The organism is Archangium violaceum (assembly GCF_016887565.1).
Lineage (GTDB): Bacteria > Myxococcota > Myxococcia > Myxococcales > Myxococcaceae > Archangium > Archangium violaceum_B.
Genome location: NZ_CP069396.1, coordinates 106,512 through 127,736, shown reverse-complemented (window position 1 = coordinate 127,736; position 21,225 = coordinate 106,512). Strand labels below are relative to the sequence as shown.

At 68.7% G+C, this 21,225-nt stretch carries 19 protein-coding genes; 11 read left to right on the top strand and 8 right to left on the bottom strand.

The genetic code is table 11. The annotated features are described in order from the left end of the window. Positions 1 to 7 precede the first annotated feature (7 nt). Positions 8 to 1,072 (bottom strand): non-homologous end-joining DNA ligase, encoded by a 1,065-nt coding sequence (gene ligD / locus JRI60_RS00610; RefSeq protein WP_204223860.1) that lies wholly within the window; start codon positions 1,070 to 1,072, stop codon positions 8 to 10. A 438-nt stretch (positions 1,073 to 1,510) separates the two neighbouring features. On the opposite strand from ligD, the gene JRI60_RS00605 reads away from it, so the two are divergent. Together JRI60_RS00605 and JRI60_RS00600 are read left to right on the top strand one after the other, a co-directional pair. Further along, positions 1,511 to 4,051 (top strand): tandem-95 repeat protein, encoded by a 2,541-nt coding sequence (locus JRI60_RS00605; RefSeq protein ID WP_204223859.1) that lies wholly within the window; start codon positions 1,511 to 1,513, stop codon positions 4,049 to 4,051. Between the two features lie 227 nt (positions 4,052 to 4,278). Next, positions 4,279 to 4,749, top strand: coding sequence for a GFA family protein (locus JRI60_RS00600; protein ID WP_204223858.1), 471 nt, complete (start codon positions 4,279 to 4,281; stop codon positions 4,747 to 4,749). 76 nt (positions 4,750 to 4,825) lie between these two features. Here the strand turns inward: JRI60_RS00600 and JRI60_RS00595 are convergent, their stop codons facing one another. Both JRI60_RS00595 and JRI60_RS00590 read right to left on the bottom strand, forming a co-directional pair. Next, positions 4,826 to 5,680: an ergot alkaloid biosynthesis protein gene (locus JRI60_RS00595; RefSeq protein WP_204223857.1), complete on the bottom strand. Its 855-nt coding sequence runs from the start codon at positions 5,678 to 5,680 to the stop codon at positions 4,826 to 4,828. A gap of 2 nt (positions 5,681 to 5,682) precedes the next feature. Continuing rightward, a complete protein-coding gene (locus tag JRI60_RS00590) occupies positions 5,683 to 6,120 on the bottom strand; it encodes a nuclear transport factor 2 family protein (protein WP_204223856.1) in 438 nt (145 codons plus the stop codon). Positions 6,121 to 6,253: 133 nt separating this feature from the next. On the opposite strand from JRI60_RS00590, the gene JRI60_RS00585 reads away from it, so the two are divergent. The 6 genes from JRI60_RS00585 to JRI60_RS00560 all read left to right on the top strand — a co-directional run bounded on the left by JRI60_RS00585 (position 6,254) and on the right by JRI60_RS00560 (position 13,701). After that, on the top strand, positions 6,254 to 6,877 hold the full coding sequence (locus tag JRI60_RS00585; protein ID WP_239470258.1) for a TetR/AcrR family transcriptional regulator: 624 nt from the start codon (positions 6,254 to 6,256) through the stop codon (positions 6,875 to 6,877). Positions 6,878 to 7,216: 339 nt separating this feature from the next. Beyond that, complete coding sequence (locus JRI60_RS00580) at positions 7,217 to 7,669, top strand: RNA polymerase sigma factor (RefSeq protein WP_239470257.1); 453 nt, start codon at positions 7,217 to 7,219, stop codon at positions 7,667 to 7,669. Beyond that, positions 7,666 to 8,406, top strand: coding sequence for a hypothetical protein (locus tag JRI60_RS00575; protein WP_204223853.1), 741 nt, complete (start codon positions 7,666 to 7,668; stop codon positions 8,404 to 8,406). Before JRI60_RS00580 ends, JRI60_RS00575 begins: the two co-directional genes overlap by 4 nt. Next, complete coding sequence (locus JRI60_RS00570) at positions 8,403 to 9,974, top strand: caspase family protein (protein WP_204223852.1); 1,572 nt, start codon at positions 8,403 to 8,405, stop codon at positions 9,972 to 9,974. The genes JRI60_RS00575 and JRI60_RS00570 overlap by 4 nt, the downstream gene beginning before the upstream one ends. A 78-nt stretch (positions 9,975 to 10,052) precedes the next feature. After that, a complete protein-coding gene (locus JRI60_RS00565) occupies positions 10,053 to 11,348 on the top strand; it encodes a hypothetical protein (protein ID WP_204223851.1) in 1,296 nt (431 codons plus the stop codon). Between the two features lie 73 nt (positions 11,349 to 11,421). Then, entirely contained in the window at positions 11,422 to 13,701 is a 2,280-nt protein-coding gene (locus JRI60_RS00560; RefSeq protein ID WP_204223850.1) for a molybdopterin-dependent oxidoreductase, read from the top strand. A gap of 23 nt (positions 13,702 to 13,724) precedes the next feature. On the opposite strand, the gene JRI60_RS00555 is transcribed toward JRI60_RS00560, so the two are convergent. After that, positions 13,725 to 14,843: an aldo/keto reductase gene (locus JRI60_RS00555; RefSeq protein WP_204223849.1), complete on the bottom strand. Its 1,119-nt coding sequence runs from the start codon at positions 14,841 to 14,843 to the stop codon at positions 13,725 to 13,727. Between the two features lie 91 nt (positions 14,844 to 14,934). Between JRI60_RS00555 and JRI60_RS00550 the strand changes: the two genes are divergently transcribed. Beyond that, positions 14,935 to 15,837, top strand: a complete 903-nt coding sequence (locus tag JRI60_RS00550; RefSeq protein WP_204223848.1) for a LysR family transcriptional regulator — start codon at positions 14,935 to 14,937, stop codon at positions 15,835 to 15,837. A gap of 34 nt (positions 15,838 to 15,871) precedes the next feature. Here the strand turns inward: JRI60_RS00550 and JRI60_RS00545 are convergent, their stop codons facing one another. After that, a complete protein-coding gene (locus JRI60_RS00545; protein WP_204223847.1) occupies positions 15,872 to 16,768 on the bottom strand; it encodes an SDR family oxidoreductase in 897 nt (298 codons plus the stop codon). A 108-nt stretch (positions 16,769 to 16,876) separates the two neighbouring features. Here JRI60_RS00545 and JRI60_RS00540 point away from each other — a divergent pair, with 108 nt between their 5' ends. Next, positions 16,877 to 17,845 (top strand): LysR family transcriptional regulator, encoded by a 969-nt coding sequence (locus JRI60_RS00540; RefSeq protein WP_204223846.1) that lies wholly within the window; start codon positions 16,877 to 16,879, stop codon positions 17,843 to 17,845. Positions 17,846 to 17,859: 14 nt separating this feature from the next. Here JRI60_RS00540 and JRI60_RS00535 read toward each other — a convergent pair whose 3' ends face one another. Further along, on the bottom strand, positions 17,860 to 18,729 hold the full coding sequence (locus JRI60_RS00535) for a LysR family transcriptional regulator (RefSeq protein WP_204223845.1): 870 nt from the start codon (positions 18,727 to 18,729) through the stop codon (positions 17,860 to 17,862). A gap of 178 nt (positions 18,730 to 18,907) precedes the next feature. Here JRI60_RS00535 and JRI60_RS00530 point away from each other — a divergent pair, with 178 nt between their 5' ends. After that, entirely contained in the window at positions 18,908 to 19,510 is a 603-nt protein-coding gene (locus JRI60_RS00530) for a short chain dehydrogenase (RefSeq protein ID WP_204223844.1), read from the top strand. 147 nt (positions 19,511 to 19,657) lie between these two features. Here the strand turns inward: JRI60_RS00530 and JRI60_RS00525 are convergent, their stop codons facing one another. After that, positions 19,658 to 20,869 carry a transposase gene (locus JRI60_RS00525; RefSeq protein ID WP_204223843.1) on the bottom strand — a complete coding sequence of 404 codons (1,212 nt, stop codon included), beginning with the start codon at positions 20,867 to 20,869 and terminating at the stop codon, positions 19,658 to 19,660. Further along, entirely contained in the window at positions 20,808 to 21,161 is a 354-nt protein-coding gene (locus tag JRI60_RS00520) for a hypothetical protein (protein WP_204223842.1), read from the bottom strand. The genes JRI60_RS00525 and JRI60_RS00520 overlap by 62 nt, the downstream gene beginning before the upstream one ends. Positions 21,162 to 21,225: the final 64 nt, after the last annotated feature.

The window sequence follows — 21,225 nt, the reverse complement described above, 5'->3', positions numbered from 1 at the left end:
CGGTGCGTCAACGGCTTCCGCCGCGACGCGGCTGTCGCCGCGCACGTGCCGCGAGCGCCGGTTTGGCGCGGAGAGCGCCCTCGCGGGGCGGCGCACGGAGCGGTTCGTCCTTCTGCTTCTCGAAGTGCGGCGGGAAGGGGGCTTCACCGAGCCCCGCGGCCTTCTGTCGCTCGAAGAGCTCGAGGAGGCCGTCGAGCGTGAAGGCACGCGCATCCATCTCTTCCCAGACGTCGCCGAGCTTCTTGTAGCGCCGGGGCACCGTGGCGAGCGTGAGCTCCTCGGGCTCCACGTCCGCGACCTCGTCCCAGCGCAGCGGGCAGGACACGCGCGCTTCGGGGTTGGCACGCACGGAATAGACAGACGCGATGGTCCTGTCCCGCGCGTTCTGGTTGAAGTCCACGAACACCCGCCGGCCGCGCTCCTTCTTCCACCAGGCGCTCGTCGCCTGACGCGGCATGCGCCGCTCCACCTCCCGCGCGAGCGCGAGCGCGGCGTGACGGACCTGGGTGAAGTCCCAGCGCGGTGCGAGCCGGACATAGACGTGAATGCCGCGCGAGCCGGACGTCTTCGGGTATCCAACGAGCCCGTGCTCCTCGAGCACCTCGCGCACGCACAGGGCTACCTCGCGCACGGTGGAAAAGCGCACGCCCGGCTGCGGGTCGAGGTCGATGCGGAGCTCGTCCGGGTGCGAGAGGTCGCTCCGGCGTACCGGATGCGGGTTGAAGTCCAGACAGCCGAGGTTCACCGCCCAGACGACGTGCGCCAGGTCCACCGGGCAGAGCTCGTCCGCGCGCCGGCCGCTGGGAAAAGTCACCTCGGCGGTTTGGAGCCACTCGGGCGCGCCGGCCGGAACCCGCTTCTGGAAGAAGAACGCGCCTTCGGCCCCGTCCGGGTAGCGCTTGAGGGCGCATGGGCGCTCGCGGATGCCGCGAAGCACGCCTTCACCGACGGCCAGGTAGTACTCGATGAGGTCGAGCTTCGTCTCGCCGCGCGCGGAGAAGAAGACCTTCTCCGGCCGGCTGATGCGCACGTGACGACCCGCGACCTCCAGGTGGGTGAACGCGTCGGACATGTCCTCAAGGTAGATCCGCACGTGACGGGTGAAGGAAGTGAGGGGGGGAGCACCCGGCGGCTCGACGGCCGAGCCAGTCCTGGCGTTGGATGTAGTGAAGTCCCCCCACAGTCTCGCAATACGAGAATTACACGAAATCCCGGTGTCAGCCCGCCGCGGCAGGCTACGCTCTTCACTCACTCGGAGGGTAGCCATCTGAATACGCGGTTCATCCGGTCTCGGCACGCACTGGCTTCTTACGGACTCTGGCTGGCACTGCTCCTCTGCCTCGGCCCCCCTGCCCGTGCGCAGAGTGCGCGCGACACCACCATCGAGCTCGCCGCGGTGGCGGTGGACTCACCCGCCAGTCTGACGCTGAACTGGAGCGCTTCGGCAACCGCGGTCAACTCACTCACGGTCTCTCGCAGGCGCCTGGGTAGCCCGACGTGGGAAGCCGCCGTGCCGCTGGCCCCCACCGCGACGTCGTATGCCGACACCTCGGTGGTGACCGGTGTCGTCTACGAGTACCAGGTGCGGCGGGTGCGGAGCGACAACGTGGTGTCCAGCGGGTTCGTGGCCGCGGGAATCGATATTCCCGCCGTCCATGCTCGTGGCTCGGTCATCGTGCTGGTGGATGCGACCCTCGTCCCGCTGGCCTCGGCCGAGCTCGACCAGTTCATCTGGGACCTCCGGGGTGATGGCTGGCGCGTCATCCGGCACGACGTGGCCCGGACCGAGCTTCCCCCCGCCATCCGCGCGCGCATCCAGGCGGACCGCGCCGCGGACCCCTCGGTCCAGGCCGTCGTCATCCTGGGCAGCGTGGCCCAGCCCTACTCTGGCCTGATCGTCCCTGACGGACACATCCCGGACCACCATGGTGCGTGGCCCACGGACGCGTACTACGCCGACCTCGACGGAACCTGGACGGACACCACCGCCAACGTCACGACCGCCAATGATGCGCGCAACCGGAACACGCCCGGAGACGGGAAGTTCGACCAGAGCACGCCTCCGTCCCCGCTCGAGCTCCAGGTGGGCCGGGTGGACTTCCAGAACATGCCCGTGTTCGGTGCGGGCGGCGAGAGCGCGACCGACATCGAAGCGAGGCTCTTGCGGCGCTACCTGGCCAAGGACCACGCCTGGCGTCAGGGACAGCTGAGTGTCCCGGCCCGCGGGCTCATCGATGACAACTTCGGCTACTTCTCCGGCGAGGCCTTCGCGGCGAGCGGCTGGAGGAACTTCTCCGCGCTGGTGGGCCGTGCCGCGGTGTCCAGCGCGGACTGGATGGGCACACTCCGCACGAACGCCTACCTGCTCGCCTATGGTTGTGGCGGAGGAAGCTCGCAGAGCGCGGGCGGCATCGGGACGACGACCGACTTCCGCAACGGCGAGTCGCGCGCGGTGTTCACGTTCCTGTTCGGGAGTTACTTCGGAGACTGGGGATATACGAACAACTTCCTGCGCGCTCCGCTCGCGGCGACGGGCCATGGGCTCACCTCGGCCTGGGCAGGCCGGCCCCATTGGTTCGTCCACCCGATGGGCATGGGCGAGACCATCGGCTATGGCGCGCGGCTGACGGCCAACAACTCCAGCGACTATCCGGTCTGGAGGAACAGCTCCTCCAAGCTCGTCCACATCGGACTGATGGGAGACCCCACGCTCCGCCTCCATGTCGTGGCCCCGCCCCAGAAGCTGGTCGTGGCCTCCGGGTTGACGAGCGCGAACCTGAGCTGGGCCCCCTCGGCGGATGCCGCCGCGTCTGGCTTTCTCGGCTACCACGTGTACCGGGCGACGAACCCGGACGGGCCCTGGACCCGGCTCACCGGCGCCCCGCTGACCGCCACCTCGTACAGCGATGGCTTCGCCCCGGCTTCGGCGTACTACGCGGTCCGGGCCCTGCGGAAGATCACCTCGAACAGCGGGACCTACGAGAACCTCAGCCAGTCCGCGTTCGGGGTGTGGCCGCGTCCCTCCGGTGAGAAGAGTCCCACCCTCAGCAACATCCCGGACCAGTCCACGAACGAGGATGTGGCCACCGGGCTGGTGAGCTTCACCATCGGGGATGTGGACACCGCCGTCGACGCGCTTCGGGTGACGGCGACGTCGTCCGACGCCGCGCTCGTTCCTCCTGGAAACATCACGCTCGCCGGCAGCGGTACGAGCCGCACCCTCCGGGTCGTCCCCGGTGTGAACCTGTCTGGCACGGCCACCCTCACGGTGACGGTCTCGGACGGAGTGACGACCGCGACGGACACGTTCCTCCTCACGGTCGCCCCCGTGAATGACACGCCCGTGGCGAACGGCCAGTCCGTCTCCACGAACGAGGACACCTCGAAGGCCATCACCTTGACGGGCTGGGATGCGGAGGGGGCTGCTCTCAGCTACAGCATCTCGACCCCGCCCACGAAGGGCACCCTCACCGGCACACTCCCGAATCTCACCTACGTGCCCACCGCCAACGAGACGGGCACGGACAGCTTCAAGTTCCGGGTGAGTGATGGAGCGCTGAGCTCCAGTAACGCCACGGTCACCATCACCCTCAATCCAGTGAATGATGCGCCCATTGCCATTCCCCAGCAGGTGGTCACCCCCGCGAACACGCCGCGGGCCATCACGCTCCTGGGGGTTGACGCGGACAGCTCGAGCCTCCGCTACACCGTGGTGACCCAGCCCACCCAGGGCGTTCTCAGCGGCACCCCGCCGTTCCTCACGTACGTGCCCAACCTCAATGCCTCTGGAGCGGACAGCTTCACCTTCAAGGTGAACGACGGGTCCCTGGACTCCCTCTCGACCAGGGTGAGCATCACCATCATGTCGAGCGCGTCCATCGCGGCCGCCCAGACAGCGGAGCCCGACGAGGCACAGGTCAGCCCCGCCGTGACCGCCGTGGCTGGGGCCACGGAGGAGGACCGGAATGGCTGGGGATGTTCCAGCGTGGGAGGGGCGGACGCGCTGATGCTGCTCCTCGTGGTGGGCGCCTTCCGGCGCCAGAGACGGTGAGGAACTGGCCTCCGGCCTCAGGTGTTAGACGACTCGTAGGGGCGGTGAGGTGCCGGTGCGAGTTCTCCGACACCATCCCGGGTTCTCCGACACCATCCCGGCGGCACTTTCCCGGCGTCCCACCCCACCCTCCCTCTCCCACTGGGAGAGGGCCGGGGTGAGGGTATCGGACATCCCGGGCGGAAACGGGGTGCCCTGGAGCCTCGAGTGGGGTAGGGACTCCGCTCATGAACGAGTGGAATCTCCCCTGGGAAGGCGGATGCCGTTGCGGACAGGTGCGGCTGAGGATCAGCGCACCGCCCCTCCTCACGATGGCCTGCCACTGCACGGGCTGCCAGCGGATGACCGCGAGCGCCTTCTCCTTGAGCGCGGCAATCCCGACCGAGGGGTTCCTGGTCACGAAGGGAGAGCCTGTCATTGGAGGCCTCCACGGCTCGACCCGTCATTACTTCTGCCCGTACTGCATGAGCTGGATGTTCACCCGGCCCGAGGGCCTGGACATGTTCGTCAACGTCCGCGCGACGATGCTCGATGACGCCAGCTGGTTCACCCCGTTCATCGAGACGTGGACGGACGAGAAGCTCCCCTGGGCGAGCACGCCCGCGGTTCATCGCTACCCGAAGTTCCCGGACTTCAGCGACTACGAAGGGCTGACAGCGGAGTATGCGAAGAAGGCCGTCAGACCGGCGGCGCGGTGACCTCGCTTGAGAGCGTCCACGAGCTGCTCGCGCGTACGAACACCCGAGACGTTCGAGGTGAAGCCGCTGGCACGGCTCATCCCTGCTTGCGCCAGGCCGACACCGAGGCCCGCGCGAAGTCCGCGAGCTCCCTCGGAGGCCGCCCCGTCACCTGCTCGACGGTGGTGGTCGTCCGATCTTCCGACCCGCGGGCAATGGCTCCATCCATGGACGCCAGCAGCGCGGCGTAGTCCCGCGACAGTCCCAGGCGGCTCCAGCGCTCGGCGAGCGCCTCTTCCGACAGGTTGACGTGGCGCACGGGCCGGCCCAGCGCCGCACCGATGATGGCCGCCGCTTCCCCGTAGCTCAGCGCGCGCGGCCCCGTCAGCAGGTGCGCCGTGTCGTGCGCCTTCTCGTCGATGAGCGCCCGGACCCCCACCTCCGCGATGTCGTCCGCGTCGATGAAGGGCACGCGCCCCTCGCCCGTCGCCGAGTACAGCGCCCCTTCGTCGCGCACGGTGGCCTGGTGCTGCCCCTCGGAGAAGTTCTGCATGAACCACGAGGGGCGCAGCACGGTCCACTCCGGCGCCGTCTCGCGCAACAACCGGTGCACGCCTCCCATGGCCGGTCCACCCTCCGGCAGCGACGAGGCACTGAGCAGCACGAAGCGACGCACCCCCGCCGCTCGCGCCCGCTCGATGAACGCCGACATGACCGGCAGCGGATCCGACTCCCCCACCGGCGCGACCAGGTAGACGCGCTCCACGCCCTCCAGCGCGCGAGCGTGGCCCTCGGGTTGGTTCCAGTCGAAGCGCACGGCCTCGACCCCCTCGGGCGCGCTCCCCGAGCGGCTGGCCAGGCGCACCGGCCAGCCCAGCTCCTTCAGCCTCCGCACCACGCGGCCACCCGTCTTGCCCGTACCACCCGTCACCAGAATCCCAGGCTTGCTCATGGTCAGCCCTCCTTGGGGTCCAGGGCCCGCAGCGCGATCAGCGGGTTCCAGTAGTCCCGGTACTTCACGATCCGCCCATCCCGGAACTCGACCACCGAGATGTACTTCTGGTTGTACGGCTTGCCCGTGGCCACGGCGCGCCCCTCGCAGGAGAACTCCGCGATCAGCACCCGCCCGTCCTGCGACGGATGGAAGACCGGCTCGCTGAAGCGGTCGATGTGCAGCATCTCGGGGAACCTCCGCAGGTGCTCACGGATGGCCGCCTTGCCGTCGAGCCGCTGGGGCAAGCCCTCGGGGGAATAGGGGAACTCCATCGAGCCGTCCTCGGCCCACATGTCCGCGAAGCCCTCGAAGTCCCCCTTCAGCAGGGCCTGGTAGCCCGACACGAACAACCGGATGTGGGGGTTCTGGAGCGCGTCTTCCTGGTGACTCATTCGCATGGCATCTCTCCCCTTCACGACTTGACGTTGGAACGGTTTCGTTGGAACGACTGCGTTCCGACGTATAAATAGGGCAATGAACGATGGAACGCAAGCGTATCGTCGTAACGTGAGGACCATGAAGGGGAAGCCCATGCGAAGAACGGAGCGGAAGGTCGCCGGAGCGGCGGTCCTCCAGACCAACGTCACCGCCGCCATCACCCGCGCCCTGTTCCGAGAGCTGGCGAAGACGGGGTACGCCGCGCTGAGCATCGAGGCCGTGGCGAAGCGCGCCGGGGTGGGCAAGGCGGCCATCTACCGGCGCTGGCCCTCGAAGCTGGAGATGGTGTCGGACCTGCTCGCCGAGGTGGGCATCGAGCTGGTCGACCTCCCGGACACGGGGTCGCTGCGCGGCGACGTCGTGGCCCTGCTCGAGCAGACCCGGGCCCTGCTGCGCCGGCCGCTGATCGCGCGCATCCTGCCGGACCTGCACGCGGAGATGCGACGCACGCCCGCGCTCGCCTCGGCGGTGCGCACGGGAATCCAGCAGGGACGGCGCGCCCGGGCCCAGGAGCTGGTGCGCCGGGCCATCGACCGGGGCGAGCTGTCACCCGACATCGATGTCGACCTCGCCCTGGACCTGTTCGGCGCCCTGCTCTACTGGCGTGTCATCGTGACGGGGCAGCCCACCCCACCGGACTACCTCGAGCGGCTCACCACCCTGACCCTCGGCGGCCTGCGCGCGCTCTCCGAACAGGCCGCCGCCAGCAAGCGCTAGTGGAGTGTCCGCGAAGTCTTTGGACAGGGTCCGAGGGCCCGTGGATGTCCCCTCTCCCTCTGGGAGAGGGCTAGGGTGAGGGTATTTCCACACCCGCGGGCCACACGGGAATTGGAACACGGAAGCGACTACCCTCCCCCCCCGCCCTCTCCCAGAGGGAGAGGGAGCATGCGCAACACGACCAGGTCCACGAACTCCACTCGCAGCTCAAGAGGGGCAGTTCCCATTTTATTGCCCTCCGTGGGTATACCCCTCGAGGAGTGAACTGACAGGAACTTGGGCCCCGAGCAGCTCTCAGCGATATACGACAAGTACGGTTATTACCTTCACCAACGCTGCTTGCTCCTCCTGGGCAACCGAGCGGATGCGGAGGATGCCGTACAGGATGTCTTCGTGCGCGTGCGCAGCTACCACGGCTCGCTCAAGGCGCCCGTCACCCTGGCCTGGCTCTATGCCATCGCCAACCACGTCTGTTTCGACAAGGCGAAGCGCCGAGCCCGCGAAGAGCCCTGGGAGCCCCCCGAGCTGGCCGAGCTGGATCCCCGACGCCAGGGCACTCCGGAGGACGCGGATCGCCGTGCCCTCGTCTCCTCGGTGATGGACCAGCTCGACCGCCGCATGCGGGACATCGTCATCCTCCACCACATCGAGGGGTGGACCCAGGAGGAGATCGCCGCCCAGACGGGCTACTCTCGCCGCACCGTGGGCAAGAAGCTCGCTGGCTTCGCGGAGTTGCTGCGCGCCCGGTGGCGGAAGTTTCGCAACCTGTCATCCCCGGAGGTGACCCCATGAGGCCCTTGCCCGCCCCGCTCCGAGGCCCCGACTGTCCTCCCGCGGTGGTACTCGAATACCTGGCCGCGGAAGAACCCCTCGAGCCCGGCATCCAATTGCACGTCGCCTCCTGCGCGGCGTGCAAGGACCACGTGCGGGCGCTCACGGAGGCGAGCGGGGCGTACCGTCGCTCCCGCCCTCCCGAGCAGTTCCTGCGCAAGCTGGAGGCTCGCGAGGTGGTCCCACCTGCCTGGCGACGCTGGCTGCTCGGCTCCGCCGTGGCCAGCGCATGCGCGGTGCTCCTGGCCGTGTCGACATGGCACGGGACCGACGAGGTCCGAACGAAGGGCGGCACGGAATTCGGCGTGTATGTGAAGCGCGCCGGAGAAGCCTCGCCGCTCCGGCTGGCTTCCGGGGCGAGGGTCCGCGCGGGAGAGGTGCTGCGCTTCCACTACCGGCCTCCGAGCGATGGCTGGCTCCTGCTCGTCAGCATCGATGGGACGGGGCAGCTCACCGTCTTCCACCCCTACCAGGGCACCGCCGCGGCGCGGGTGGCCGGTGGCACCCTCTCGGTGCTGGAGGAGAGCATCGCGCTCGATGACGCCCCGGGCCCCGAGCGCCTCGCGGCCATCTTCCGCCCGGAGCCCTTCACGGTGGAGGAGCTCCGGGCCTGGCTGAGCGGCCCCTCCTCCAGCGCGCCACACATCGACTGCCCCCGCTGCCAGGTGGAGTGGGTCGTCCTCGAGAAGAGCCCATGAGAACGCCATGCCTGGGAGTGCTCCTCGCGGTGCTGACGCTCGCGGGCCAGGCGCATGCGGCGCCCGTGCGCTTGATGGTGTCCATCGGCAACAACACGGGAGACCCCACCGATGTGCCGTTGCGCTACGCCGACACGGATGCCCGCCGCTTCCACGAGCTGATGCTGGAGCTGGGCCAGGTGCAGTCGACGCGGGCCTACCTGCTCAGCGGCGCCACGGTGGAGCAGGTGCGCGCCGCCTTCACGGAGGTGCGCGGACGGGCGGCCGAGCTCGCGGCCGCGGGCGCGGACGTCACGCTCTTCATCTATGTGTCGGCTCACGCCCGGGCGGGCCAGTTGCACCTGGGCGGGGGCCATCTGCCACTGGCGGAGCTGCGGGAGCTGGCCAGGCGGGTGGCCGCGCCGCTGCGAGTCCTCCTCCTCGACACGTGCGAGAGCGGCATCGTCGCGCGGCGCAAGGGGGGCCGGCTCGTCTCCGGCTACGAGCTGAACCTGGAGCGCCTGCCGCTCAGGGGCGAGGTGCTCATCTCCTCCAGCGGGCCGGCGGAGTCCTCGGAGGAGTGGGAGTCGCTCGCGGGCTCGCTCTTCACCCACCACCTGCTGACAGGCCTGAGAGGCGACGCGGATGTGAACGGGGACGGCCAGGTGACGGTGGCCGAGGCCTACAGCTACTCGTACCGGCGTACCGTGTCCGCCGCGGCCCGGGGCTCCCAGCACCCCGTGGCGGATATCGACCTGAGCGGCGCGGGGGAAGTCGTCCTGACCGAGCCGCTGCGCCACCGGAGCGCGGTGCTCTTCCCGCCCGCCTCGGAGGGCACCTTCACCGTGGCGAGCCAGCCCGAGCCGGATGTGCTGCTCGAGGTGGACAAGCGGGCGGGGCGCGCGCTGCGCCTGGCGGTACCGCCGGGACGCTACGTGGTGCGCAAGCGTCTGGGCACGCGCGTGGCGCTGGCCACCCTGGAGCTGCCCTACGGAGGAGAGCTCACCGTGGACGAGCGGGCCATGGTGGAGCGGAGCTGGAGCGAGGTGGCGCTGAAGGGAGGCTATGTCGACCTGCGCACCTCCACGCTCCTGCTCGTGGCCGGGTTCCAGTCGGGGCCCATCCCCCAGACGGGAGCCCGGTGGCGGGCGGGCGTCGGGTACCGCCACACCTTCGGTGCGTGGTGGTGGAAGGCGGGTCTCTCGGCACAGCGCGCCACCTATCCTGGCGTGGGCCTGGACATCTCCGAGCAGGGCCTGCTCGCGCAGGTGAGCCTCGGCTGGCGGTACCTGGGCTGGCCGCTCGCCCCGTACGCGGGACTGGGGTTGCGCTCCTTGACGCTGCGCCAGGGCTTCACGCGCAACCAGGAAGAGCGCATCCAACGCGCCTTCGGGGTGAAAGCCCTGCCGGACCGATGGGGCCAGGGCCTGGGGCCCGTCGGCGTGGCCGGCGTCGAAATCCCGCTGGTGGGGAATGCCCTGGCGCTCCTCGAGGCCAGCGCCGAGCTGCGCTACCTCCCGCTGGAAGGCGACACCTCACCCTGGAGGACGGGGGCCGGCGTCGAGGCGGCGGTGGGGTGGCGATTCTGACGGTTCCCATTTTCATGGCCTCCCTCGGTACTGAAAGTGGAGGTGGAGATGTGCTCCACCCGAACCTGGGAAGGCCTCATGAGGAAGTCTCCTCGCGCGAGCATGGGAGCGCTCGCCACCGCCATGCTGATGATGGGATGTGGAGAGGGACGGCCGGTGGGGCCGGACTATCGCGGCGAGCCGCTGGTGACCTTGCGGGGCCAGCTGCGCCTGGCGGACCACGTCCAGGTCGATGAGCCGGTGCGGCTGGCGCTCGTCTGGTACAAGTCGCGCACCGACTCGTCGCAGCCTCGGGAGATCGTCACCGAGGACATCGTCTACGAGCCCTCGTTCCCCATCGAATTCACCTTCCACCTCTACGAGCCCCCTCCTCCCGAGGCGCTGACGGAGGACGTGTCGGGCCGCTTCGGGCATGCGATCCTCGTCGCGTACCGGGACGACAACCACAACGGCGAGCTGGACCCCATTCCGCCCGGCGGAGTCCCCCAGGACAAGGTGCTCGGCGCCACTCAATCGTTCTTCGATCCGGAAGCACCCGGCTACGCCCTGAGCTACACCGAGGATGCGGGAGGGCGGAACGGGCGCTTCACGCTCTCTCACTTCCCCGTGGGGGACGCTGTTCCCATGGCGGAGCCCGTGCCCCTGGACACGCCCATCACGCTGACGCTCACCGGAGAGGACGAGCTCGCCGCGCTGCTCTGCATGGCGACGCGTACGATCGAGACCGCGGGCTCACCCAACCCGCTCGCGTTCTGTGGACTCCCGGCGACGCCTGGCATCCTCCGGTTGCATGCGACCTTCGTCCTTCGGATCGACGAGACCCCCACCGGAGAGACCGTCCGGGAGCAGGCGCTCGTGCGCGTCAGCGACGGGAGCCGGTGGCTCACGGATGCCGATGCCACGGCCACCCTCAACGGTCATCCGATCCACATCGGCGGAGGGGACACCACGCCCGGTGTCTTCCCGACCCCGGGCGCCGTGAGCACGTTGATCGTCTCGGCCCCTGGCTTCCCCACCGCGACATACGAGCTCAGAGCCCCTGGAATTCCGCGCCTGACCAGCCCGGCGAGTGGAGCCACCTTCCCCTCGGGCTCGTCCCTGCACTTCGCCTGGTCCCCAGGCCCCTTCACCTGGAGCTCGTGGGTGAACCTCACGGCAAGTACCGATTCAGCGGTCCTCTGGTCTGATTCCACCCCCATCGGCGTCCCATCGAGCGCACCGCCTCTGCCCTTCGACATCACCACCAGTCCCATCGCATACACGGGAGACGCCTTCGCGAGATTGACGGCGTTCAACCAGGGGAGCTTCTCGCGGTATGGGGGCTCCACGTGGTCGCAGGTGGAATACACGCGCCGGGTCACCTTCACCCCTTGACTCCCAGGTGTGGAGTGCCTCGCCCGAACCCCATGAGCTAACGTTCGTCATCCATCTGGCAAGGGGCCACTCCATGACCACCGAGCAGACCGCCTGCATCCTGTGCTCCCGCAACTGCGGGCTCCGCGTCGAAGTCGAGGGCTCCCGCATCACGAGCATTCGCGGCGACGATGCGCACCCGGTCTCCAAGGGCTACCTCTGCCAGAAGGCCGCACGGCTGCAGCACTATCAGCAGAACGCGGATCTCCTCGAGCATCCGCTGCGGCGCGAGCCCGACGGCTCCTTCGTCCGCGTGGGCTGGGACGAGGCGCTGGCGGACATCGCCAGGCGCCTCATCGCCATCCGAGACCGGCACGGTGGGCGCTCATTCGCGTTCTACGGCGGCGGCGGTCAGGGCAACCACCTGGGAGGCGCCTACGGCCGGCAGCTCACGAAGGCGATGGGAAGCCGCTTCACCTACAGCGCCCTCGCGCAAGAGAAGACCGGCGACTTCTGGGTCAATGGACGGCTCTTCGGGGATCAGCGCTGCCACCTCACCGAGGACGTGGAGCACGCGGACTTCGTGCTGTTCATTGGCACCAACCCGTTCCAGGCGCACGGCATCCCCAACGCACGCGATACCCTGCGCGAGCTGAAGAAGGACCCCGCGCGCCAGATGGTCGTGGTCGACCCGCGCAAGACGGAGACCGCTCGCCTGGCCGACGTCCACCTGCAGCTTCGTCCCGGCACCGACGCGTTCCTGATGGCGGCCATTCTCGCCATCATCGTGCGCGAGGGCCTGCATGACCGCGCGTTTCTCTCGCGGCGCTGCTCCGGCTTCGCCGCGCTGGAGGCGGAGCTGCGCGCGATTCCGGTCGAGGACTTCGTCCGCCGAGCCGACGTGCCTCTCGCCGACGTCGAGCGCGTGGCTCGGGGTTTCGCCCAGGCCCACACGGCGTGCGTGCGCGTCGACCTCGGCCTGCAACAGAGCCTCCACAGCACGCTCAATTCCTATCTCGAGAAGCTGCTGTTCCTCGTCACCGGCAACTTCGGCAAACGGGGCGGGAACAACTTCCACTCGTTCTTCCTGCCGCTGCTCGGCCACACCGACGAGCGAGAGGGCCGACACCTCCGCACGTCCCATCACAAGATGTACCCCATCTCCGGCCTCTACCCGCCGAACATCCTGCCGAGTGAGATAGAGCACGAGGGAGAGGACCGCATCCGCGCGATGTTCGTCGACAGCGCCAACCCGGCCCTCACGGGCGCGAACACCGCCGCCTATGAGCGAGCACTCTCCAAGCTCGAGCTGCTGGTCGTCGTGGACGTGGCCATGACGGAAACCGCCCGGCTCGCCCACTATGTCCTGCCCGCGGCGACACAGTTCGAGAAGTGGGAGTGCACCGGCTTCAACCTCGAGTTCCCGGACAACGCCTTCCACCTGCGCCACCCCGTGTTGCCGCCGCGGGCGGAGACCCTGCCGGAGCCAGAAATCTATACGCGCCTGCTCGAGGCGATGGGCGAGCTCCCGACGTCATTCCCGCTGCTGGAGCGCATCGCCACTCGCGAGCCCGCGGCCACGAAGCATCTCGTCTTCCTCGCGGCGATGGGCGCCATGCTGGCGAGGAAGCCCAGGCTTCGGCCCTTCGCCGCATCCATCATCTACCGCACCCTGGGACGGGCGCTCCGGACTCCGCGCGCGAGCGCCTCTCGCGTTCCGCCCGCCGCGGCGGCGCCCCTCCTGGCCCTGGCCCTCCAGATGGCGAACCAGGAGCCCGCCGCCGTGCGTCGCGCCGGGCACCGGGGCAATCGGCTCACGTTGGGCGTGTCGTTGTTCCACGCCATCCTGGAGCGCCCCGAGGGGACCCTCGTCACCCGGCATGAGTTCGAGGACACGTGGTCGTTCATCCGGCACCGCGATGGGCGCATCCATCTCGACATCCCCGAGATGCTCGATGCGCTTCGCGCGCTTCGCGATGAACCCTCGTCGAACCACCCCCTGGTGCTGCTCGCCGGTGAGCGCCGAGGATACAACGCGAACCAGATCTACCGTGACCCGGCGTGGCGAAAGACCGACCCCGACGGTGCCATGCAGATGCACCCCGACGACGCTCGCGCACTCGGGTTGCGGCAAGGTGCGCGCGCCCTCTGCACCTCGGCGACGGGTGAGATTCCCGTCACCATCGAGCTCGACGAGATGCTCCGCCCGGGCATGGTCACGCTTCCTCACGGATACGGCATGCGCTATCGCGGGGGCGAGCCGAACGGCCCGCAGCTCAATCGCCTCACGGCGAGCGAGCATTGCGATCCGCTCGCGCGCACGCCGTACCACAAGCACGTCCCCGTGAGCGTGCGCGCCATCCAGGATGCGTAGGCGAATATCGACCCCCTCGCGCCCTACCGACCCGGGCTCGGCCGGAACCACGTGGGCTCGGGCCGGACCGTCGTGCCTCCCGTGAACATGCCGCCGGTGAAGAAGGCCTCCTCGAAGAAGTGGTACGGGTGGACGAGCTCGGGGCGGCTGGCGGCCTCCAGGCGCTCGGCGAGCGGGGCCGGAATCTCCACGTCGAGGGCGCGCAGGTTGGTCTCGAGCTGCTCCAGCCGCGTCGCGCCGATGATGGTGGAGGCCACGCCGGGCCGGCGCGTCACCCACGCGAGAGCCACCTGTGCCGGAGGCCGATCCAGCTGACGGGCCACGTCCTTGAGCGCGTCGACGATGGACCAGTTGCGCTCGGTGAAGAGCTTGAGGAACCCCGGGTTGCCGGAAGTGGAAATGGAGGGGAGCCGGCCGTCCCCCTTCGCCCCCACGCCCTCGCGCGTGTACTTGCCCGACAGCAACCCCGACGCCAGCGGGCTCCAGGGAGTGATGGCCGCTCCGAGCGCCAGTGCCGCTGGGATGTGCTCGCGCTCAATGTTGCGCTCGACGAGCGAGTACTCCAGCTGCAGCGCCGCGATGCGCTCCAGGCCCTCGCGCTCCGCGAGCGTCTGCGCGCGAGCGAAGTACCAGGCCGGCACGTCGGACAGGCCGATGTAGCGGACCTTGCCCTCGCGCACGAGGTCGGTGAGCGTGTGCATCACCTCCTCCACGGGCGTGAGGCCGTCCCACGCATGCAGCCAGTAGAGGTCCACGTAGTCCGTCTTCAGCCGTCGCAGCGAGCCCTCCAGCGCGCGGTAGATGTTCTTGCGGCCATTGCCACCCGCGTTGGGGTCCCCCGGCGAGGTGTTGACGGTGAACTTCGTCGCGATGACCACGCCGTCCCGCCCGCCGTGTCGCGCGAAGTACTCGCCGATGAGCTGCTCGCTGGTGCCGCCCGTGTAGCCGTCCGCCGTGTCCAGGAAGTTACCGCCCGCCTCCAGGTAGCGCGCCAGGATGCGGTGGGCCGTTTCCTTCGGGCTGCCCCAGCCCCACTCGGTGCCGAAGGTCATGGTGCCCAGGCACAGCGGGCTCACGCGCAGGCCGCTGCGGCCCAGCAGGTGATACTGCGCCAGCGAGTCGATTCGAGGTGTCGTCGTCATGTGTCTCTCCCGTGGATGGCTTCAAACTGCCTTCCAGGAGCCACGGAATGAAGACGCGAAATCCGCACACACTCTTTAGAATCTCTTAGAAATGGCCCTCACGCCCCTCAATGCCCTGGCCGTGTTCGTCACCGTCGCCCGGCGTCGCAGCTTCACCCAGGCCGCCAAGGAGCTCGGGGTCTCCTCCTCCGCGGTGAGTCAGGCCGTCCGCCAGTTGGAGCAGAAGCTGGGACAAGCGCTGCTCGCCCGCACCACGCGCAGCGTGTCGCTCACCGAGGCCGGGCGCCGGCTCGTGGAAGACGCCGCGCCGGGTCTCCAGTCAGCGCTGGCGGCGCTCGAGCACCTGTCCGCCGACACCACGCAGCTCACGGGCTCGCTTCGCCTGTCAGTGCCCGCGTTCTCGCTGCCGCTCGTGGTCGAGCCCGTGTTGACGAAATTCCTCGAGGTCCATCCGCACGTCCACGTCGACGTGTCCGTGCAGGACCAGTTCGTCAACATCGTCGAGGAAGGCTTCGACGCGGGCATCCGTCTGTCAGAGGCGGTGGAGCGTGACATGGTCCAGGTACGCCTCACGCCTGCCTTCCGGTTCCTCGTCGTGGGAGCACCCTCGTACTTCGAGCGGCACGGGACTCCACGGCGGCCGAAGGACCTGGCGAACCACGCCTGCCTGGGTTACCGCTCGCCCTCGACAGGGCTGCCGTACCACTGGGAATTCGAGCAGGGGCGGCGGGAGCTCAGCGTGCCGGTGAAGGGGCCACTCGCCTCGGACCACGCGCCGCTGCTCCTGAGCATGGCCGCCGCGGGCCTGGGCCTCGCCTACGTGGCCGAGCCCCAGGCCGCACCCAGGCTGCGCACCGGTGCGCTACGGCCCGTGCTGGAAGATTGGGCGCCCACCGTGCCGGGTCTCTTCCTGTACTTTCCGAACCGGACGCGAGCCTCCCGCCCGCTGCGCGCTTTCATCGACATGACGCGAGACATCCTCCCACGCCGCTGAGCCTCCGCCCGTGCTCCCTCCGCCTTCACCTTCTTCAGGTCTCGAAATAGCGGCCCCGCTCGAGATCGGCGATGAGCCCAGGCTGGTGTGGGCGCCATCCAAGCTGGGCCTGCGTTCGCGTGCTCGAGGCCGCCATGTCGTTCGCGAAGAAGCGCGCGAGCCAGGCGAAGTGCGCTGCTGCTTCCCCGGGTGATTTCGAGACGACCGGCACGTTCAAGCGTCGGCCGATGACGTCCGCGATGTCTCGGGTCGGCACGCCCTCGTCGACGACCCCGTGAAACGTGGCCCCCGCGGGACCCTGCTCGAGCGCCAGCCTGTAGAGCCGCGCGACATCGAGCCGATGCACCGCGGACCATCGGTTGCGCCCGTCGCCTACGTACGCCGAGACCCCCTTCTCACGCGCGATGCGGATGAGGGCGGGAACGAAGCCGTGATCACCGTCTCCGTGCACCGACGGTGGGAGGCGCACCACCGACACGCGCACGCCACGCGACGCCAGCGAGAGCGCGGCACGTTCCGAGGCAATCCGGTGCGTACCACTGGAGCTGAGATCGGGCGCGTCTTCTTCGGTGCCCACCCGGCCCTGCGCGAGGAGCGCGAGCGCCGAGGTGACGACAAAGGGCCGGTCAGAGCCCGCGAGGGCTCCGCCGAGCGCCTCGATCGCGAGCCGGTCCGTCTCGCCGGAGGCCGCGATGTTCGAGAAGTCGTGAATGAAGGCCGTGTGGATGACGCCATCCGATGCAGCCACTCCACGTCTCAGGCTATCGGCATCCTCGAGCGCGCCCCGATGCGGCTCGGCACCGGCGGCGGCGAGCGACCTCGCAGCCGCATCCGAGCGAGCCAGGCCGAGCACCCGATGGCCCGCGCCGATGAGTTCCTGAACGATGGCGGAGCCGATGAAGCCCGTGGCGCCGGTGACGAAAACACGCATGATGGATCTCCTGGTGGAATCGAGCCGCCGCGATGCCGCGGCTCTTGTCGGGGACCCATATTGAGGCTGCGCCGAGCCTTCCGCACGTGCATCCTTGGAAGCCTGAGCATGAACAAGAGTAGGTCTCGTGGTTTCGACAGGCATTCGCTGGACGAGCTCGGCATGCTGCGCGCGGTCGTCGAGGCCGGGAGCTTCGTGCGCGCGGGCGAGGCGCTCGGCCTGACGCAATCCGCGGTCAGTCGTGCTGTCGCGCGCCTCGAGAGCCGAATCGGCGTACGCATGTTCCATCGCACCGCGCGCTCCATCTCGCTGACCGATGAAGGCCGTCGCTTCTACGAGTCGGTCGCGCCCCACCTGGAGGCCATCGAGGCCGCGACGATCGAGGCGGGGGGCTCATCGGCCAGGGTTCGCGGCCGCCTGCGCGTGAACGTCGACGAGAGCATCGGGCAATTCGTGCTGACGCCTCGCCTGGAGCCGTTCCTCGCGCAGCACCCCGACCTCTTCGTGGAGATCGCGATACGCGATCGAATGGGCGATCTGGTCGGCGAAGGCTTCGACGTCGCCATCCGGTTTGGTCAGCCGGAACCGTCAGCGCTGAAGGCTCGCCTGCTCATGCGCACGCGCATCATCACCTGCGCATCGCCCGCGTACATCGCGCGTCACGGGCTGCCACGCCATCCGCGCGACCTCGAGAAGCATCGGTGTGTCCTGATGCGAGATCCCTCCACGGGAAGCCACTTCGGATGGGAGTTCGTGCGCGGGAGGAAGACCCTCCCCGTGAACGTGTCTGGACAGCTGATGGTGAACGGAGGCGGTCCGCTGCTCGCGGCGTGTCTCGGGGGGCAGGGAATCGCGCAGTTGATCGAGCTCTACGCGCGCGACCTCGTGGCCGACGGACGGCTCGTTCAAGTGCTCCCGGAGTGGGCCGAGGAAACGTATCCGCTCTACGCGTACCATCACTCCGCACAATTCATGTCGGCCAGGGTCCGCGCCTTCCTGGACTTCGTCATCGCACTGACGCGCGAGTCCTCGTCAAACGGCGGCGAGCGACGAGCGCGTCGTGACTCCGAAGCTTGAACACGACGTCCTGGCTACTCGGACAGGGGTCTCATGGCGAGCCGGTTGACGAGCTCCTCCATGACCGCGCGGACGCCAGAGCCCAGATGCCGCCGCGTCGGATAGACGAGGTGCAGGTCTCCAGCGCGGGCGACCCACTCCGGGAGGATGGGGACGAGACGCCCGGCGCGAAGGTCATCCTCGACGACGAACTCCGAGAGCCGGGCAATGCCGAGCCCGGCCCGTGCCGCTCCCAGCGCGAGCTCCTGGGTGTTCGCCGCATACCGCCCGGAGACCGGAACCTGGACGCGACGGCGCCCCTTCTCGAGCGTCCACAGCGTGCCCCCTTCGCAGTTCTGGAAGACGATGCAGGAGTGGTCACCCAGCTCGACAGGATCGCGCGGCCGGCCCCTCGCTTCCACATAGTCGCGGCTCGCGCAGAGCACGTTGTTCCAGGGCCGGAGCCGCCGAGCAATCAGGGAGCTGTCGGCGAGGACGCCCGCGCGAATCGCGAGATCGAAACCCTCGTCGATCAGATTCACCAGCCGATCCGTCGCCACCAGCTCGAGTGAGAGCTCGGGCGCGCGCCGGAGCAGCTCCAGGAGCGCTGGCGCGACCAGCCGTTCGCCGACGAGCGCGGGAGTCGTGATCCGCACGAGGCCTCGCGGCGAGTCGTCGAGGTCGCGCAGCGCGCGGCCCGCGTCCTCCAGGTCGGCGAGGATCCGGGTGGCGCTTTGCAGATAGAGCTGCCCCGTGGAGGTGAGGCGGACGGCTCGCGTCGTTCGCCGGAACAGGACCACGCCCAGGCGCTCTTCCAGGGCGGTGATGCGCTTGGACAGCGTGGACTTCGGCATGTCCAGTGCGGCGGCCGCGGCGGTGAACGACCCGTCGCGTGCGACCGACACGAAGGCACGAAGCTCGTGAATCTCCGGTACGAGGACGCTGCCTCTGTTTCCCTTGGTGGACAGTCTGTTCACGTGTGGGGCCCTACTCTACGCCAGCGGGGCTCTCCATGCTCGACCTCCATGCCGTCCAGAGACCGCGCTTCGTGGAGACGGGGACGGCCAGCACGGGGAGAGCCACATGAGGATCATCGTCGTTGGAGGCGAAGGGACGATCGGGCGGGCGGTGGTGGCGGCATTGTCGTCCGGGCGCCATGAAATCATCACCGCGGGGCGGACGAGCGGAGCGCTCCGGGTCGACATCGAGTCCGCCGATTCGGTCCAGCAGATGTTCCGGCAGGTGGGTCCATTCGACGCACTCGTCTCGGCCGCGGGCAACGCCCGGTTCGGCTCGCTCGAGACGATGACCGAGGACGAGCTCGTCCGCGGCGTCCACGGCAAGTTGCTGGGGCAGATCCGGCTCGTCCTGCTGGGGCGCTCGTATGTGCGCGAGGGCGGGTCCTTCACGCTGACGTCGGGGTATCTGTTGAATGATCCGATCCCCGGCACCGTGACCTTCGCGGTAGCGAACGGTGGAATCGAGGGCTTCGTTCGCGCTTCGGCCCTCGAGTTCGGACAGCGCATACGGATCAACGCCGTGAGCCCCGGAATGGCCGAGGACAGCGCCGAGCACTTCGGACACCTCAACCCCGGCCGGCTTCCGACTCCGATGCGAACGATTGGCGCCGCCTACGCCCGCGGTGTCGAGGGGTTCAGGACGGGAGAGATCATCCCGGCCTGGTGACGGGCGTCCAAGCTCCTAGGAGCGTGTCGGGGAATCGGCCAGAGGGACAGTGGCGCATAGCAGGCGCCATATGGCGCCACAGGCCCAGAGCTCATAGGGGGAGGACGAAGCGACCACTCGTCGTGCCGCCTCGCGGCGACCTCGCCGCTACGCGGCCTGCGCGGCCAGGCTGGGCAGCTCCCAACCCTGCTTCCACATCTTCTTGAGGTTGTGGACGGCGCACGCCAGCGAGAATTCGCCTTGCACCTTCAGCAGGCCCCGCAGCGAGAAGCGAGGCAGGACTGTGTTCTTCACCTGCCCAATCACTGGCTCGGCCGTCACCTTGCGTCGCGCGTATGCCTTGCGTCCCCGCTTCGTCAACAGCTTGCGCTTCATCCGCTCCTTGAAGCTCAGGCCAGCCGGCGGGCGCCCTCGTGGAGCCGGTGGCGCCTCCTCCCCATGCTTGTCGCGCCCGGTGGCGATGAAGCACTCCACGCCCTTGTCCTCCACCTTCTCAATGTCCTGCTGGCACAGGTAGCCCGAGTCCGCGCTCAGCTCCTCAGGCACCAGCCCCGTGTTGGCCTCTACCTGCTCCACCATGGGGGCAAGCTGACGTGCATCGCTGCTGCTCTGCCCAACCTCCTGCGCCACTACCAACTGCGTGTCCGCATCCACCGCCACCTGCGCGTTGTAGGACTGCTGGAAGGCTCCTCCCTTCGGCATGATGCGCGACTCGGGGTCGGTGAAGTTGTACTGCGCCTTCTCGGAGGGTTTTGCCTCCTCGCGCTGCTTCCCCTCGGCCTCGGCCTTCTTCCTGGCCTGCTCCTCCAACTCCTGCTTCGCCTGGCCAATTCTCTCCCGCCGCTTCTCCTTCTCCACCGCCAGCGCCACCTTCTTCTCCGCCTCCACCTGCCGCGCCGCCTCCCGCAGCCGCTCGGCGCGCTTCTTCGGGTCCTTCATCTCCTCGGGCAGCTCGTCCCCACGCCGTCCCTTGCCGTGGCGCTCATCCTCCTGTGCATCCAACTCCTCGGCCTCCGCCAGCAGGCGCTCCACCTGCTCGTCCAGCTTCTTCATCGCCTCGTCCATGCGCCCGTAGCTCATGGCCTTGTGCTTGCTGGCGTTGGCCTTCATCTTCGTGCCGTCCACCGACAGGTGCCCCACCTTCTTGAGCCCCGACTGGCTGGCCACCCGCAGCGTGTCCACGAAGAGCGCTCGGAATGCCTCCAGGTGTCTCACCCTGAAGGCGCATACCGTGTCGTGGTCGGATCTCTCTCCTCCCGTCAGGTAGCGGAAGGCGAGGTCCGTCTCGCACCGCCGCTCAATCTCCCGGCTGCTCGTAATGCCTCGCGCGTAGGCGTACATGAGCAGCAACGTCATCATCACCGGGTGGTAGGGCGGCTGCCCGCATTCCTTGGTGTACGCCCCCCAGAATCGGGCTGAAATCCAGCACCTTCACCAGCTCCACGAAGAAGCACGCCAGGTGCCCCTCCCCCAGTACCTCCCTCGCGTACTGCGGCAACAGCTGCCCCTGCTCCGGCTGCCACTCTCGCAACGGCCTCGGCGAGTTGAAGCGCGCGGAGCCCTTCGTCTCCTCCTGCTTCTGCGGCTTCTGCGCCTCGGGCACTTCCAACAGAACGCTCTGCTCGGGCTTCTTCGTCTCGCTGGTGCTCACCCTCCAGCTTCAACCAGAACTCGCCTTCACTCTGAAGGACCACCTGGGGCGTCACCCCTCTACC

What these genes read in the sequence shown, in the direction of transcription:
- ligD (WP_204223860.1), bottom strand. Translation starts at nt 1,072, where the DNA reads ATGTCCGACGCGTTCACCCACCTGGAGGTCGCGGGTCGTCACGTGCGC.
- JRI60_RS00600 (WP_204223858.1), top strand. Translation starts at nt 4,279, where the DNA reads ATGAACGAGTGGAATCTCCCCTGGGAAGGCGGATGCCGTTGCGGACAG.
- JRI60_RS00595 (WP_204223857.1), bottom strand. Translation starts at nt 5,680, where the DNA reads ATGAGCAAGCCTGGGATTCTGGTGACGGGTGGTACGGGCAAGACGGGT.
- JRI60_RS00590 (WP_204223856.1), bottom strand. Translation starts at nt 6,120, where the DNA reads ATGCGAATGAGTCACCAGGAAGACGCGCTCCAGAACCCCCACATCCGG.
- JRI60_RS00585 (WP_239470258.1), top strand. Translation starts at nt 6,254, where the DNA reads ATGCGAAGAACGGAGCGGAAGGTCGCCGGAGCGGCGGTCCTCCAGACC.
- JRI60_RS00575 (WP_204223853.1), top strand. Translation starts at nt 7,666, where the DNA reads ATGAGGCCCTTGCCCGCCCCGCTCCGAGGCCCCGACTGTCCTCCCGCG.
- JRI60_RS00570 (WP_204223852.1), top strand. Translation starts at nt 8,403, where the DNA reads ATGAGAACGCCATGCCTGGGAGTGCTCCTCGCGGTGCTGACGCTCGCG.
- JRI60_RS00565 (WP_204223851.1), top strand. Translation starts at nt 10,053, where the DNA reads ATGAGGAAGTCTCCTCGCGCGAGCATGGGAGCGCTCGCCACCGCCATG.
- JRI60_RS00560 (WP_204223850.1), top strand. Translation starts at nt 11,422, where the DNA reads ATGACCACCGAGCAGACCGCCTGCATCCTGTGCTCCCGCAACTGCGGG.
- JRI60_RS00555 (WP_204223849.1), bottom strand. Translation starts at nt 14,843, where the DNA reads ATGACGACGACACCTCGAATCGACTCGCTGGCGCAGTATCACCTGCTG.
- JRI60_RS00550 (WP_204223848.1), top strand. Translation starts at nt 14,935, where the DNA reads ATGGCCCTCACGCCCCTCAATGCCCTGGCCGTGTTCGTCACCGTCGCC.
- JRI60_RS00545 (WP_204223847.1), bottom strand. Translation starts at nt 16,768, where the DNA reads ATGCGTGTTTTCGTCACCGGCGCCACGGGCTTCATCGGCTCCGCCATC.
- JRI60_RS00540 (WP_204223846.1), top strand. Translation starts at nt 16,877, where the DNA reads ATGAACAAGAGTAGGTCTCGTGGTTTCGACAGGCATTCGCTGGACGAG.
- JRI60_RS00530 (WP_204223844.1), top strand. Translation starts at nt 18,908, where the DNA reads ATGAGGATCATCGTCGTTGGAGGCGAAGGGACGATCGGGCGGGCGGTG.
- JRI60_RS00525 (WP_204223843.1), bottom strand. Translation starts at nt 20,869, where the DNA reads ATGATGACGTTGCTGCTCATGTACGCCTACGCGCGAGGCATTACGAGC.